This window comes from Enterococcus sp. DIV2467a (genome assembly GCF_050532945.1).
Lineage (GTDB): Bacteria > Bacillota > Bacilli > Lactobacillales > Enterococcaceae > Enterococcus > Enterococcus faecalis.
The window spans coordinates 1,937,264-1,950,799 of sequence record NZ_CP172896.1 but is presented as its reverse complement, the minus strand read 5'-3'; the positions used below and the strand labels follow the sequence as shown (position 1 = coordinate 1,950,799).

The window sequence follows — 13,536 nt, the reverse complement described above, 5'->3', positions numbered from 1 at the left end:
GAGAAAATAAATGAAGCTGTTTGAACGCATTCATCAAGATACTGAAATTCGACAAATTTATGATGCAATTGGTCAAATGGAAGATGAAGAAGCTGGGTGGGCATACCATAATTGGTTTCATGTAAACAATGTCGTAGCCATGACGGAAATGATTTTGAAACAACTTGCTGTTTCAGAGGAGTATTTAGAGGCGGCAAAAATTGCGGCACTGCTCCATGATGTGGGTGCGCTACAAGGAAAAGCAGGACATGCACTTCGTGGAAAACAATTTGCAGAAGCATATTTTCGTAAGCAAAAGATTTGTTTGCCTTATCAAGAAGAAATTTTATCTTCTATAGAAAATCATAGTAATGGCTTTGATTCGGAAGAGTTAATGACACTAGCGCTAATCATTAGTGATAAATTAGATATTACAACCTCTCGTGTTGCAAAGGCTGGTTATTTCGTGCCAGGAATGCGGCAATTTCAATTTTTAAAGAAAATTGAAATTATGCTTTCAGAACAAGAGGTTTGTGTCGCGTTTACGGCAGAAGAAGAACTGGATTTAGAAGAATTAAATGCGTTTTATTTTATGCCAAAGGTCTTCAAAGCAATTGCCGCTTTTTCAGAAAAAATTCAACGCCGACCAATCGTTTTATTGAATAATCAAGAATGGCCAGTACCAAAACAAAAAATCCTTCAACTATTCATTAACAGTTGAAGGATTTTTTTAGCGATAATTGTTAAACTCAAGAGCCATTGGTAAATCTAATTCTCGTAAAAGAGCCATGACTTTTTGTAAATCATCCCGACTTTTTCCAGTTACCCGAATTTTGTCTTCTTGGATTTGTGACTTAACTTTAATCCCAGAGTTTTTGATAGCTGTGTTGATTTTTTTCGCATTTTCTTTATCAATACCACTGATTAAATCACCATATTGGCGAGCGGTACCGCCTAAGGCTTTTTCACTTTCTGAAAAATGAATATTTTTAATCGGAACATTGCGTTTGACTAATTTTCCAAATAAAATATCCTTCACTTGCTCGACTTTATAATCATCTTCAGCTACGACTACTAATTTATCGTTTTCCAATTTAATATCAGCAATTGACCCTTTAAAGTCAAAACGATTTTTCAATTCTTTCAAGGCAATTTGAATCGCGTTTTTGACTTCCTCCATATTGACCTCTGAAACTACATCAAAACTTGCTTCTTTTGCAGCCATGTAAAAACCTCCTAAAATATTCTTTGCTTCATCATATCATGAAATAGTAAAAAAGGTTAGGCTAGAATCATTTTGAATAGAGAAATAAGAAGATCAGTTTTTAGGGATATCTTCCCGCATTCTTTCATGGAAACGTTGCAAAAAAATTTTTTTCAATGTTCGCTTTTAGCCCCTTTTCTTTTAGGATAGAACCTGTTATTCTAAGTCAGAAGAATAGCGAAGGAGCGAAGAAAAATGAGTCGATTGGTTAGTACTTACCAAAGGAATGAATCGATAAAAAAAATAGCAGTGATGGCGATAACCGCTTTGACTTCTGCGGTCGGTTTGAATTTCTTTTTGATTCCGGCAAAAGTTTTTTCGGCAGGGATGAACGGAATTGCGCAAATCATTGCTACATTATTATATACAAATTTAGGAATCCATATTAATACAGGGATTTTCATTTTATTTTTAAACATTCCCGTCTTCATTCTAGGGTTTGTAAAATTAGGGAAACAATCAACGATTCTTAGTTTCATCAATGTTATTGGTATTTCCGTTGTCACTATGTTTGTGCCAATCGTAACAGTCACAACGAATCCTTTGATGAACGCAATTATGGGTGGTGTCTTAGTCGGCGTTGGCGCAGGGCTTTCATTGAAAATGGGCTTTAACACTGGCGGCATGGACATTATTTCACTGATTCTTTCAAAAACAACAGGGAAAACCGTTGGTAATTTTATGTTCTTATTAAATGGTATTATTGTGCTGTTGGCTGGTTTTGTATTTAACTGGGAAAGTGCGTTGTATACTATTATTTCTATTTACTGTTTGAGTCAGGTGGTCGACATGATTCATACCAGTCACCAAAAAGTCACAGCAATGATTGTCACCACGAGACCAGAAGCCGTTGCCTTAGAAGTTTCTCAACAAATCGCTCGTGGCATGACCTTGTTGCCTTCAATCGGCGGCTATTCAGGTGCAGAAGGTCGGATGATTATGATGGTCATTACTCGCTACGAGCTCTATGATTTAGAACAAGCAGTTTACAGTATCGATGAGAATGCCTTTGTAAATATTTTACCAACACAATCGGTTTTAGGGCGTTTTGCCAATGAAGATGAACAACGGATTTTTCATAGTACAGGAACATTTCCTGAGCTTCAATCCTACAAGGTGAAACGTTATCCACCAAAGAAAAAATTAAAATAGCAAGTCGGCCTTCAGGTCCCAAAGTCTTAACGGGAAAACTGGAGGTTTTTTTATAAAAATGAAGGTTATGTGAAAGAATAGACAAAAATTTTCTGAAAAAGGGAATTTTACTAGAAAAGTGTCAGGAATTCTGCTAAAATAGAACCGTTGGTTAGGGAACACCTAACAAATAAAGTTTTTAAAAACTTAGGAGGAATTTTTTATGCCAGTAGTATCAGGAGCAGAATTCTTAAAAGCAGCACGTAAAGGCGGCTATGCAGTAGGTGGCTATAACACAAATAACTTAGAATGGACACAAGCGATTTTAGAAGCAGCAGAAGCTAAAAAAGCACCAGTTCTAATCCAAACATCAATGGGCGCTGCTAAATACATGGGCGGCTACAAAGTAGCTAAAGACATGATTACTAATTTAGTAGACTCAATGAATATCACAGTTCCAGTAGCAATTCACTTAGACCACGGTGACTACGAAGCTGCTTTAGAATGTATCGAAGTTGGCTATACTTCAATCATGTTTGATGGTTCTCACTTACCATTCGAAGAAAACTTAAAATTAGCGAAAGATGTAGTTGAAAAAGCGCACGCTAAAGGTATTTCTGTCGAATGTGAAGTTGGTTCAATCGGTGGTGAAGAAGACGGAATCATCGGTACTGGCGAATTAGCTGATATCGAAGAATGTAAACAAATGGTTGCTACAGGTATTGACTACTTAGCATGTGGTATCGGTAACATCCATGGTCAATATCCAGAAAACTGGAAAGGTTTAGCATTTGATCACTTACAAGCGATTGCTGAAGCTGTCGGTTCTGATGTACCTCTAGTATTACACGGAGGTTCTGGTATTCCTCAAGAACAAATTGAAAAAGCAATTTCAATGGGTATCTCAAAAGTTAACGTAAATACAGAATTCCAATTATCATTCGCTAAAGCAACGCGCGAATATATTGAAGCTGGTAAAGATTTAGAAGGTAAAGGATTTGACCCTCGTAAATTATTAGCACCAGGTAAAGCTGCAATCATCAAAGATGCAGAAGAACACATTGATTGGTTCGGTTCAGCTAACAAAGCTTAATCAACTAGTTACGTTAAAGACAGCCACAGCACGTGGCTGTCTTTTTTATTTTTTGTTATTTTTTCATTCTATTAAAATACCTGAGAAGTTTTCTTTTTTCTTAAGCTTGATTATGATAGAATGATTGGGTAGTTTATTTAGAAAACGTATATTATAGATAGGTGAGAATATAAATGAAAAAAATCGTAATCAATGGGAATCGTCCATTAAAGGGCGAAGTAACCATTAGCGGCGCCAAAAATAGTGTGGTCGCTTTAATTCCAGCTGCTATTTTAGCAGATTCGCCCGTGACTTTAGATGGCGTTCCTGACATTCAGGATGTTCACTCATTAATTGAAATTTTAGAAATTATGGGTGCTAAAATTACTTTTGAAAATAATACATTAATTATTGACCCAACAGAAGTTGTTTCTGTGCCAATGCCAAAAGGAAAAATCAATAGCTTACGTGCGTCCTATTATTTTATGGGCTCACTTCTTGGTCGATTTGGGGAAGGCGTTGTCGGCTTACCTGGCGGTTGTTACTTAGGACCTCGTCCAATTGATTTACATATCAAAGGATTTGAAGCATTAGGCGCTCATGTAACCAACGAACATGGGGCGATGTACTTGAGAACAGACGAAGCTGGCTTACAAGGAACCCGAATTTTTATGGATATGGTATCTATTGGCGCTACAATCAATGTCATGTTAGCTGCAGTTAAAGCCAAAGGCAAAACGATTATTGAAAATGCTGCGCGTGAGCCAGAAATTATTGATATTGCTACATTATTAAATAACATGGGTGCAAAAGTCCGAGGAGCTGGAACGGACGTTATTCGGATTGAAGGTGTCGAAGAATTACATGGTTGTCGTCACTCGATTATTCCAGATCGAATTGAAGCTGGGACTTATTTAGCTATGGCAGCAGCTATGGGTGAAGGAATCAAAGTTCGAAATGTTATTTATGAGCATTTAGAAAGCTTCATTGCGAAATTGCAAGAAATGGGCGTTAAGATGACAATTGAAGAAGACATGATTGAAGTTCATCCGTCACATGATCTGAAAATGACGACGGTGAAAACCTATCCGTATCCTGGGTTTGCCACAGACTTACAACAACCGTTAACGCCATTACTTTTAAAAGCGCAAGGAACTGGTGAAATTATTGATACGATTTATGCTCAACGAAATAAGCATATCCCTGAGTTAGTGCGGATGGGGGCTGATGCTTCGGTTGAAGGCAATATGATTATTTTAAATGGTCCAAATCAATTGCACGGTGCAGAAGTAGTCGCCTCTGATTTACGGGCAGGCGCTTGCCTAGTCACTGCCGGCTTGATGGCTGAAGGTACGACCACTATTTATAATGTAGAATATATTTTACGTGGGTACGACCACATTATCGAAAAGTTAACTGCTTTAGGCGCTGATATTCAAATGCTAGAAACCGAAGAACAAGAAGGTCCGTTTGAGGTGGATCAATGAGCGACTATTTAACAATGGCTGAATTGGAAAACAGTACGTTAAAAGATATTTATGCGTACGCGAAAGAGTTTAAAATTCCTTATTATAGCCAAATGAACAAAAAAGAATTGTCTTTAGCTGTGATTCGTGCACAAGCTGAGAAGCAAGGGTTTTTCTTCATGGAAGGAATTTTAGATATTGTTTCTCAGGATGGTTATGGCTTTTTGCGGCCAATTAATTATGGACCAAGTGCAGAAGACATTTATATTTCTTCTTCTCAAATTCGTCGTTTCGGATTGAGAAATGGGGACAAAGTAGCTGGCAAGGCGCGTCCGCCAAAGGAATCAGAACGTTACTATGGACTCATGCATGTTGAAAGTGTCAATGGGAAAGATCCTGAAGAAGCGAAAGAGCGGCCACATTTTCCAGCGCTAACACCGTTGTATCCTGAAAAACAATTAACGTTAGAAACAACGGCTGGCAGATTATCAACACGAATGATTGATGTATTTGCCCCAATTGGTTTTGGGCAACGTGGTTTAATTGTAGCGCCGCCAAAAGCCGGGAAAACAAGTGTTTTAAAGGAAATTGCTAATGGGATTACAGAAAATCATCCTGATGTGGAATTGATTCTGTTGTTAATTGACGAGCGTCCTGAAGAAGTGACTGATTTAGAGCGAAGCGTTAAAGGCGATGTGGTTTCTTCAACTTTTGATCAACAACCACAAAATCATACGCGAGTTGCTGAATTGGTTCTGGATCGAGCAATGCGCTTAGTTGAAGACAAACGGGACGTAGTTATTTTAATGGACAGCATCACTCGTTTAGCAAGGGCCTATAATTTAGTGGTCCCGCCTAGTGGTCGAACCTTAAGTGGCGGAATAGATCCAGCTGCGTTTTTCAAACCTAAACGATTTTTTGGTGCTGCCAGAAATATCGAAGAAGGGGGCAGTTTAACTATTTTAGCCACGGCATTGGTGGATACAGGTAGCCGAATGGATGATGTCATCTATGAAGAATTCAAAGGCACAGGCAACATGGAGCTCCATTTATCTCGTGAATTAGCAGAACGCCGTATTTTCCCAGCAATTGATATTAAAAAATCAAGTACGCGAAAAGAAGAGTTGCTAATGACACCAGAACAACTAGAAGAAACGTGGAAATTGAGAAATAATATGTCAGGAGACTCGCTGGAATATACGGATCAATTCATAAAAATGTTAAAACGGACCCAAAATAATCAACAATTATTTGAAGTTTTCCATGATGTTTCGTTTGGCAAACAAATTAAAAGAAATCCAAAAAGATAATTGCATACCAACTGAAAACATGGTAAGATAGCATTGTTGTATACCGACAAAATAACTCTGATACAGCAAATGGATCAGGGCAAAGGAGCGAAAAAACGTATGAAACAAGATATCCATCCAAATTACCAACCAGTAGTATTCATGGATTCAACAACAGGTTTCAAATTCCTTTCAGGTTCAACTAAAGGATCTTCAGAAACTGTTGAATGGGAAGATGGCAACACTTATCCATTATTACGTGTTGAGGTTACTTCAGACTCACACCCATTCTACACTGGTCGTCAAAAATTCACACAAGCCGACGGACGTGTGGACCGTTTCAACAAAAAATACGGTCTCAAAGACGAAAACGCAAATCCAGACGCATAGTCTTTCAAAACATTGTTATGACAAGGTTTATAGAGGTTTTCCACTGTGGTGGGAAACCTCTATTTTTGTTGGATAGGCAGTTTTAAATTCAGAGAAATTATTTAAATATTATTTTATTTAACTGAAAGTATAGCTAGTCCGTATACCGTATAATTTAAATTATTTGGATAGTATACATATTGTAAAGTGCAATTGTCTTTTTAGAATCTTTAAGGTATAATTTGTTTTAATGAGTTTATATGTAAGCTTTTTCTTTTTAAAGACTTTGATCATATCTTTTTTATAAGAAAACTATTGTTTGTGAAAGGATATAAAAGTGCTAAAACAATTGTACTTAACAGTATTAAGATGGAGACCGTACAAGCATAAAAAAGTAAAAATTGTGTACATAATGAGTTTCCCAAGAAATGATGGACATTTAATTGAACAATTAGAACAACACTATCACGGAATGATAATAGTACTTTATACAAAAAATTGTCAATCATACGCAGCATCCTTAAATCAAAAAGGCATAAAGACGATACTTTTTGATAAGAAAACTTTGTTGATTACAACGGCGATTTCATACTTGAAGTCAGCGCCGTTAATTTTTGTAGATAATTATTTTCCAGAATTGGCAATTTTAAAAAAAAAGCAAGTAGTTATCCAATTATGGCATGCTAATGGGGCTTTAAAACAGTTTGGCTGGGGTGCTTATCACACGAAACATAGAAGTAGCAAGGATCAAATCAGGTTTCAAAAAGTTTACGATAAAATGAATTATTTTATCGTTAATTCACTAAAAATGGAAGCAATTTTTAGAAACAATTATCGTCTCGAGAATGCTCAATTTTTTCATTTTGGTTCGCCGCGTCTTGCTTATCTTGAAAAATTAGAGGTAGGAGAAACAAATCAGAATAACAAAATTTTATATGCACCAACTTATCGAGAGGGATCGAACGAAATGATGCTTGTGATAAATCAAGCAATAAAGGCTTTTTCTGCTATGCCAAAGTTTCATTTTTATATGAAATTACATCCATCAATCCAGTTAGATGCCATTGAACTACCGAGAAATGTTTCTATTTGGGAAAAGCATATTTTTGAAAGCTTTAGTGAAATAGGCTACTTGATTACTGATTATTCGAGTGTGGTCTTTGAATACATGCATGTTAAAGAGCAACCGAACATTTTATTTTTTTGTCCAGATTTAGAAAAATACGCATTAAATCCTGGAATTGAGCCTGATTTTTTTGAATATTTACCAGGACCGTTAGTTGAAAATGAAAAACAGTTGATTGTGGCATTGTCAAATTTTTCAATAAATAGTTATAAAGATAATATTACTAGAATTAACGAAGAATGGAATCAATATCAGTCAAAAGAGACCATTAATAAAATAGTAGAGTTGGTAGAGAGAATCTTGGGGGGATTTTGTGAAAAGTAAGGTACGCACTGAATATATTGGGGGATTACCAGTTGACGTATTAACACATCAAGAAATTATGGATGACTTAGAAAGTTATCTCAAAGCTAAAGAGAAAATGATTGTAACTAGCGTTAATCCGCAGATTTCATTGTTAGCATTTGAACATCCAGAAGTTAAGTTATATTTGAAAAGAGCAACTCATCGGATTGCAGATGGGATAGGTGTGGTCAAGGCATCGAAGCTAATGGGTGGGTCTATTCGTGAAAGAGTTACAGGAATTGATGTCATGGATAATTTTTTAGAGTATGCAAATCAACATAAGGAACGAATCTTCTTGTATGGTGCAAAGCAAGAAGTAGTTGAAGCAGCAGCTAAAAATATTCAACGACAATATCCAGGGATTGTTATTAGCGGTATTTTACATGGCTATACAAAGAAAAAACAGCAAGAAATTGTGGAACAAATTAACAAAGCTGAACCAAGGTTTGTCTTTGTAGCATTAGGTTCACCGAAACAAGAGATTTTTTTGGAACAAACAATTGATCACCTGACAGCTAATGTATTTTTAGACGTAGGCGGTACTTTTGACGTATTAGCTGGATCAGTAAAAAGAGCGCCAGAATTTTATATAAATCACAATTTGGAATGGTTATATCGTTGTTTGACAATGAAGAGATACGATCGGTTAATGCAAATTCCTAAATATATTTATTTGACTATTAAGTATCGGAACAACAAATCTAGGGGGCAGTAAATGATTATTTTGTTTATTTGGGAAAATGACGTAGACACAACTTTTTATATCGTGAAAATAGAGAAAGATGAGAAGTTCATTTTACGAGTACCACCTATTCACAAACTAAGTAAATTTGTTCAAAATAATCAATGGAATAGTTTGATAGAAGAATTAAGAAAATTGTCTTCATATGAAGTAACTGAGTACATAATTATAAAAAAAGCAATGCTTTTTTCGTATCTTTTTGAAGACGATAAAGAAATTGTTATTTCAAATCAAAGTGAGCGGCATCTAATAGATCAAAATGGCAAAGAATGGTTTTTACCAAAAGGAAAAGTTGCTGTAAATCAAGAGGTGCTTTCAGAATATCTTCGTTTTAATCATTCAGATGCTGAACGTTCATTTGAGCATCAGGAACACATTTTTCGTTTAACGAAAATTAAATTATTAAAAGATAAAAATCCGTTAAAATTGCAAAAGCAGTTAAAGCAATTAAAAAAAGCTACAACAACGTCTTTCTCTATAAAATCTCTGAGTAAGTTATTACTAATTTATACTGCTACAGAAAATAAAAAATTTGATCGAAAAACCATCAAAGTCAATCAAGAGTAGCCTTTTTTCTATTCACAAAAATTGATAATTAACGAAGAAATATCAAAGTACAATGGAGGTTTTTATGAAAAAAATACTTACTTACGGCACATTTGACCTCCTACACTATGGTCATATTAATTTGTTGAAAAAAGCGAAACAACAAGGGGACTACCTGATTGTTGGACTTTCAACAGATGCTTTTAATTTAGAAAAAAAGAAACAAAGTTATTTTTCATATGAAAAACGTAAACAATTATTAGAGGCAATTCGTTATGTTGATTTAGTTATTCCTGAAACTAGTTGGAAACAAAAAGTTTCCGATATTGCTGAATTTAAAATTGATACTTTAGTCATGGGCGACGATTGGCAAGGGGCTTTTGATTTTCTAGAAGTTGAAACAACCGCAAAGGTTCTTTATTTGCCACGAACGCCAGAAGTATCAACCACACAGATAAAAAAAGAATTATATTATAGTGAATAATAAAAAGTCTCCTTGGTATTTTTCAAGGAGACTTTTTTCAAGATTATCCTTCCCAAAAGTCAAAGATTGATCAGCATTGTTTCGCTGATTTGTTAGACTAGTAGGTACATTCAGCTTTATAAAGGAGATCTTGAAGAAATGAGTAGAAAAAAAGTCGGTGTTTTCTGTCTATTTCTGTTTTTCACATTTTTTATTATTGTTCCAAAAGTAGAAGCTACAGAAGAAATGAAGACTAAATTTACAGTAACGCCTGTTTTACCAGAAAATCAAGTGTCAGGAACATCTAGTTATTATGATTTAATTCTGGCACCAAAGCAATCTTCCACTATTGTCTTAGACATAAAAAATAAGACAGACGAAAAATTGTCCATTGTATTGACTCTAGCAAATGCATCAACAAATGATAATGGGTTGATTGTGTACAATGATTTTGATAAACCACTTGATTCATCGTTAAAGGTTCCGCTGACAGACTTGGTTACTTTAGAAAATGAGGAAGTGAGTGTGCCGCCTCATCAAACAGTATCAGCAAAGATGAAGGTGAAGGGACTTGATCAGCCTATCAAAGGAGTTGTTTTAGGCGGGGTTTATGCGCATCTCAAAGATGAAAAAACAGAGGAAGAGAACCAAACAACGGGATTAACCAGTCGCTACGGGTTTAATGTTGCGATTGCCATGAGGAGTGCTGAGAATGCTCCTTTAACAGAGGTGAACCAACTGAAATTAGTGAAAGTAACACCTACAATTGCTTTAGGGGCCAAATCACTAAAGGCGGTCATTCAAAATCCATATGCTGCTATTTTTCCAGAAGTTCGTTTAGAAGGTCAAGTGATAAAAAAAGAATCCTCTAAAAAAATTGCACAACGGACACTAAAAAATGTTCGCTTTGCCCCAAATAGTTCCATGAATTTTCATCTTGATTTGGGTAAACAACCGCTAGATGCTGGGACTTATATATTTACAGGACGTGCTATTTTACAACAAGATGAACAACAGTCTTGGCCTTTTCAACAAGAATTTACGATTAACACTCGTGAAGCAAAAAAATTGAATCAAGAGGCTACGGTCAAATGGGTCCTACCTACATGGTGGTTACCGACTTTCTACACGTTGTTAGTAATCACAATTGGGGCAATTTATAGTGTCATTTGGCGCAATAATTATCAAAAAACAAGCGAAAAGGAGAGTGAGAATAATGGCTAGTTGGTTTTGGTTGTCTGGCGGTTTAGCGGTCATTTGTTTTATGTTTTTCCTCTTTTCTTTGCTGACTAGTATGAGTTTTATTCAGCATGCAAAAGAACCCAGAAGTATTCTAAAAGAAACGCTTTTAAGTTGGTTAATGCTTTTACTTAGTGGTGGGTGGATTACAATCGGACTATTGTTATATTTTTCGCTAAAGAATCAATAAACAAAAAACGAGCATTCATTGTTAGATAACCGTGAATGCTCGTTTTTTTGTTTTAGGAAAATGCTCTTTAGCAACTTGCCAGATTTCATTGGGCAACCTGACTGAAATTGTTAAATTGTTCTGTCGAAACGACAAAAAAGTGGTAAACTAAACGTGTATGTTAGTTATTTAATCAAAAGTAATGTATCCGCTTACTTATAAAATGGAAACGAAGGAGCATATTGCAATGACAGAAAAACTTTTAGGAAGTATCGAAGCCGGTGGCACAAAATTTGTATGTGGCGTTGGGACAGATGATTTGACCATCGTAGAACGTGTCAGTTTTCCCACAACAACCCCAGAAGAAACAATGAAAAAAGTAATAGAATTTTTCCAACAATATCCTTTAAAAGCGATTGGGATTGGTTCGTTTGGTCCGATTGATATTCACGTTGATTCTCCTACGTATGGTTATATCACTTCTACACCAAAATTAGCTTGGCGTAACTTTGACTTGTTAGGAACTATGAAACAACATTTTGATGTGCCAATGGCTTGGACAACGGATGTGAATGCTGCGGCATATGGTGAGTATGTTGCTGGAAATGGGCAACATACATCTAGTTGTGTATATTATACAATTGGAACTGGTGTTGGCGCTGGAGCGATTCAAAACGGTGAGTTTATTGAAGGCTTTAGCCACCCAGAAATGGGGCATGCGTTAGTCCGTCGTCATCCTGAAGATACGTATGCAGGAAATTGTCCTTATCATGGAGATTGTTTAGAAGGGATTGCAGCAGGACCAGCAGTTGAAGGTCGTTCTGGTAAAAAAGGTCATTTATTGGAAGAGGATCATAAAACTTGGGAACTAGAAGCTTATTATTTAGCGCAAGCAGCGTACAATACGACTTTATTATTAGCGCCAGAAGTGATCATTTTAGGTGGCGGCGTCATGAAACAACGTCATTTGATGCCGAAAGTTCGTGAAAAATTTGCTGAATTAGTCAATGGATATGTGGAAACACCGCCTTTAGAAAAATACTTGGTGACGCCTCTTTTAGAAGATAATCCAGGAACAATTGGTTGCTTTGCCTTGGCAAAAAAAGCTTTAATAGCTCAAAAATAACCATTTATTCGCAGTTCATGCATTATATTTGAAGGAAATGGCTAAGAATGATACTCTTATTATGTAATTAATTATTTAGGAGGGATTAGCATGGCAGATTTAAAAGGACGTTTTGACGATGCAAAAGATAAAGTAGAAGGTACTGCAAAAGAAGCGCAAGGCAAAGTTACGGATGATAAAGGCAAAGAACTTGAAGGAAAAGCTCAATCAACCTTTGCTGACGTAAAAGACAAAGCACGTGATGCCGGCGACGACCTTAAAGAAGGCGCTGAAAAATTAACTGATAAAGTTAAAGAAGGCTTTGAAGACTTAAAAGACAAATTTAGTAAAGATAAATAAAAATTAACAAAAGAGCGTGGGCTTACGTTGAAATAACGTAAGCCCACGCTCTTTTGTTTAGACATCAAATCCTTGTTTTTGCAAGAAAATTTTTACTTCTGGGCGACGATTATAAGAAAAATAGGACAAAGACTTCTGTGACCAATCCGCTGTTTGGGCGTTACTTGAGCGGCTGGCATAATAATCTTTTAATAATTCATCATATGTGTGCATATCTGTCAATTTGTCTGATTGGTAGTGATTTTCGCTTAAAATATTTTCAAAAGGCATCCGTGGTTTTACACCATTTAACGTTTCTGGTACACCGATTGTTAATCCGAAAAGTGGTACAGTTAATTCAGGCAAAGATAAGCGTTTGGCTACTGTGTCTAAGTCATTTCGAATGCCGCCAATATAACAAATCCCTAAATCCATAGATTCAGCCGCAATGGCCATGTTTTGCGCAGCAATCGTTGTATCAACGGCAGCTACTAATAATGATTCTGGTGTCTTTAAGGGTTCTAATGATTGCCCCTCTTTTGACAAAATCGTTGCATGACGATACAAATCAGCAACAAAAACATAGAACACACCAGTGTTAACGACATAGTCTTCACAATTCGCTAAACGTCCCAATTCTCTGCGTAGCTCAGGATCTTTGATTTCTATAATTGTATAAGCTTGTAAAAAATTGGAGCTTGATCCTGCTTGAGCTGCAGTAATTAACTGTTGTTTCTGCTTGTCCGTTAACGCTTGCTTTTTAAAATGACGAACGGAACGGTGACTTAGTAATTGTTCGATTGTTTGATTCATAAAAAACCTCCGTTTAAATTAAGAAAGAGAACAGAAAAACCCACAGCTTAATAGTGGGTTTCTCTGTCGTTAATTGCTA

General features: G+C 36.1%; 15 protein-coding genes and 1 pseudogene. 14 read left to right on the top strand and 2 right to left on the bottom strand.

Features of this window, described 5'->3' with window-relative positions; genetic code table 11:
• The first annotated feature begins 10 nt into the window (after positions 1-10).
• Positions 11-693, top strand: a pseudogene (locus IGL80_RS09155) (HD domain-containing protein).
• A 16-nt stretch (positions 694-709) separates the two neighbouring features.
• On the opposite strand, the gene IGL80_RS09150 reads toward IGL80_RS09155, so the two are convergent.
• Entirely contained in the window at positions 710-1,204 is a 495-nt protein-coding gene (locus IGL80_RS09150; RefSeq protein ID WP_002357974.1) for a YajQ family cyclic di-GMP-binding protein, read from the bottom strand.
• Positions 1,205-1,438: 234 nt separating this feature from the next.
• Between IGL80_RS09150 and IGL80_RS09145 the strand changes: the two genes are divergently transcribed.
• The 13 genes from IGL80_RS09145 to IGL80_RS09085 all read left to right on the top strand — a co-directional run bounded on the left by IGL80_RS09145 (position 1,439) and on the right by IGL80_RS09085 (position 12,665).
• Complete coding sequence (locus IGL80_RS09145) at positions 1,439-2,395, top strand: YitT family protein (protein WP_002381974.1); 957 nt, start codon at positions 1,439-1,441, stop codon at positions 2,393-2,395.
• A gap of 202 nt (positions 2,396-2,597) precedes the next feature.
• A complete protein-coding gene (locus IGL80_RS09140) occupies positions 2,598-3,467 on the top strand; it encodes a class II fructose-bisphosphate aldolase (protein ID WP_002357972.1) in 870 nt (289 codons plus the stop codon).
• A 173-nt stretch (positions 3,468-3,640) separates the two neighbouring features.
• Positions 3,641-4,933: a UDP-N-acetylglucosamine 1-carboxyvinyltransferase gene (locus IGL80_RS09135; protein ID WP_002357969.1), complete on the top strand. Its 1,293-nt coding sequence runs from the start codon at positions 3,641-3,643 to the stop codon at positions 4,931-4,933.
• Positions 4,930-6,222 carry a transcription termination factor Rho gene (gene rho, locus IGL80_RS09130; protein ID WP_002357968.1) on the top strand — a complete coding sequence of 431 codons (1,293 nt, stop codon included), beginning with the start codon at positions 4,930-4,932 and terminating at the stop codon, positions 6,220-6,222. Before IGL80_RS09135 ends, rho begins: the two co-directional genes overlap by 4 nt.
• A gap of 99 nt (positions 6,223-6,321) precedes the next feature.
• On the top strand, positions 6,322-6,591 hold the full coding sequence (locus IGL80_RS09125) for a type B 50S ribosomal protein L31 (protein ID WP_002357967.1): 270 nt from the start codon (positions 6,322-6,324) through the stop codon (positions 6,589-6,591).
• Between the two features lie 316 nt (positions 6,592-6,907).
• Positions 6,908-8,020: a teichoic acid biosynthesis protein TagB gene (gene tagB / locus IGL80_RS09120; protein ID WP_002360560.1), complete on the top strand. Its 1,113-nt coding sequence runs from the start codon at positions 6,908-6,910 to the stop codon at positions 8,018-8,020.
• The gene (locus tag IGL80_RS09115) at positions 8,010-8,756 is read left to right on the top strand and encodes a WecB/TagA/CpsF family glycosyltransferase (RefSeq protein WP_002360559.1); all 747 of its coding nucleotides are present in this window, start codon (positions 8,010-8,012) and stop codon (positions 8,754-8,756) included. Before tagB ends, IGL80_RS09115 begins: the two co-directional genes overlap by 11 nt.
• Positions 8,757-9,350 carry a hypothetical protein gene (locus IGL80_RS09110; protein WP_002360557.1) on the top strand — a complete coding sequence of 198 codons (594 nt, stop codon included), beginning with the start codon at positions 8,757-8,759 and terminating at the stop codon, positions 9,348-9,350.
• A gap of 52 nt (positions 9,351-9,402) precedes the next feature.
• Positions 9,403-9,813, top strand: coding sequence for a glycerol-3-phosphate cytidylyltransferase (gene tagD, locus IGL80_RS09105; protein ID WP_002384695.1), 411 nt, complete (start codon positions 9,403-9,405; stop codon positions 9,811-9,813).
• Between the two features lie 138 nt (positions 9,814-9,951).
• A complete protein-coding gene (locus IGL80_RS09100; protein WP_085366463.1) occupies positions 9,952-11,016 on the top strand; it encodes a DUF916 and DUF3324 domain-containing protein in 1,065 nt (354 codons plus the stop codon).
• Positions 11,009-11,221, top strand: a complete 213-nt coding sequence (locus IGL80_RS09095; RefSeq protein WP_002357965.1) for a hypothetical protein — start codon at positions 11,009-11,011, stop codon at positions 11,219-11,221. Before IGL80_RS09100 ends, IGL80_RS09095 begins: the two co-directional genes overlap by 8 nt.
• 226 nt (positions 11,222-11,447) lie before the next feature.
• Positions 11,448-12,326: a fructokinase ScrK gene (gene scrK, locus IGL80_RS09090; RefSeq protein WP_002357964.1), complete on the top strand. Its 879-nt coding sequence runs from the start codon at positions 11,448-11,450 to the stop codon at positions 12,324-12,326.
• Positions 12,327-12,416: 90 nt separating this feature from the next.
• Complete coding sequence (locus tag IGL80_RS09085; RefSeq protein WP_002357962.1) at positions 12,417-12,665, top strand: YtxH domain-containing protein; 249 nt, start codon at positions 12,417-12,419, stop codon at positions 12,663-12,665.
• 57 nt (positions 12,666-12,722) lie between these two features.
• Here IGL80_RS09085 and nfsA read toward each other — a convergent pair whose 3' ends face one another.
• The gene (gene nfsA / locus IGL80_RS09080) at positions 12,723-13,457 is read right to left on the bottom strand and encodes an oxygen-insensitive NADPH nitroreductase (RefSeq protein ID WP_002360554.1); all 735 of its coding nucleotides are present in this window, start codon (positions 13,455-13,457) and stop codon (positions 12,723-12,725) included.
• Positions 13,458-13,536 lie beyond the last annotated feature (79 nt).

Coding starts and splice junctions, on each gene's coding strand:
- tagD (WP_002384695.1), top strand. CDS start 9,403: ATGGAGGTTTTTATGAAAAAAATACTTACTTACGGCACATTTGACCTC.
- scrK (WP_002357964.1), top strand. CDS start 11,448: ATGACAGAAAAACTTTTAGGAAGTATCGAAGCCGGTGGCACAAAATTT.
- IGL80_RS09150 (WP_002357974.1), bottom strand. CDS start 1,204: ATGGCTGCAAAAGAAGCAAGTTTTGATGTAGTTTCAGAGGTCAATATG.
- IGL80_RS09125 (WP_002357967.1), top strand. CDS start 6,322: ATGAAACAAGATATCCATCCAAATTACCAACCAGTAGTATTCATGGAT.
- IGL80_RS09085 (WP_002357962.1), top strand. CDS start 12,417: ATGGCAGATTTAAAAGGACGTTTTGACGATGCAAAAGATAAAGTAGAA.
- rho (WP_002357968.1), top strand. CDS start 4,930: ATGAGCGACTATTTAACAATGGCTGAATTGGAAAACAGTACGTTAAAA.
- IGL80_RS09100 (WP_085366463.1), top strand. CDS start 9,952: ATGAGTAGAAAAAAAGTCGGTGTTTTCTGTCTATTTCTGTTTTTCACA.
- nfsA (WP_002360554.1), bottom strand. CDS start 13,457: ATGAATCAAACAATCGAACAATTACTAAGTCACCGTTCCGTTCGTCAT.
- IGL80_RS09140 (WP_002357972.1), top strand. CDS start 2,598: ATGCCAGTAGTATCAGGAGCAGAATTCTTAAAAGCAGCACGTAAAGGC.
- IGL80_RS09135 (WP_002357969.1), top strand. CDS start 3,641: ATGAAAAAAATCGTAATCAATGGGAATCGTCCATTAAAGGGCGAAGTA.
- IGL80_RS09145 (WP_002381974.1), top strand. CDS start 1,439: ATGAGTCGATTGGTTAGTACTTACCAAAGGAATGAATCGATAAAAAAA.
- IGL80_RS09095 (WP_002357965.1), top strand. CDS start 11,009: ATGGCTAGTTGGTTTTGGTTGTCTGGCGGTTTAGCGGTCATTTGTTTT.
- IGL80_RS09110 (WP_002360557.1), top strand. CDS start 8,757: ATGATTATTTTGTTTATTTGGGAAAATGACGTAGACACAACTTTTTAT.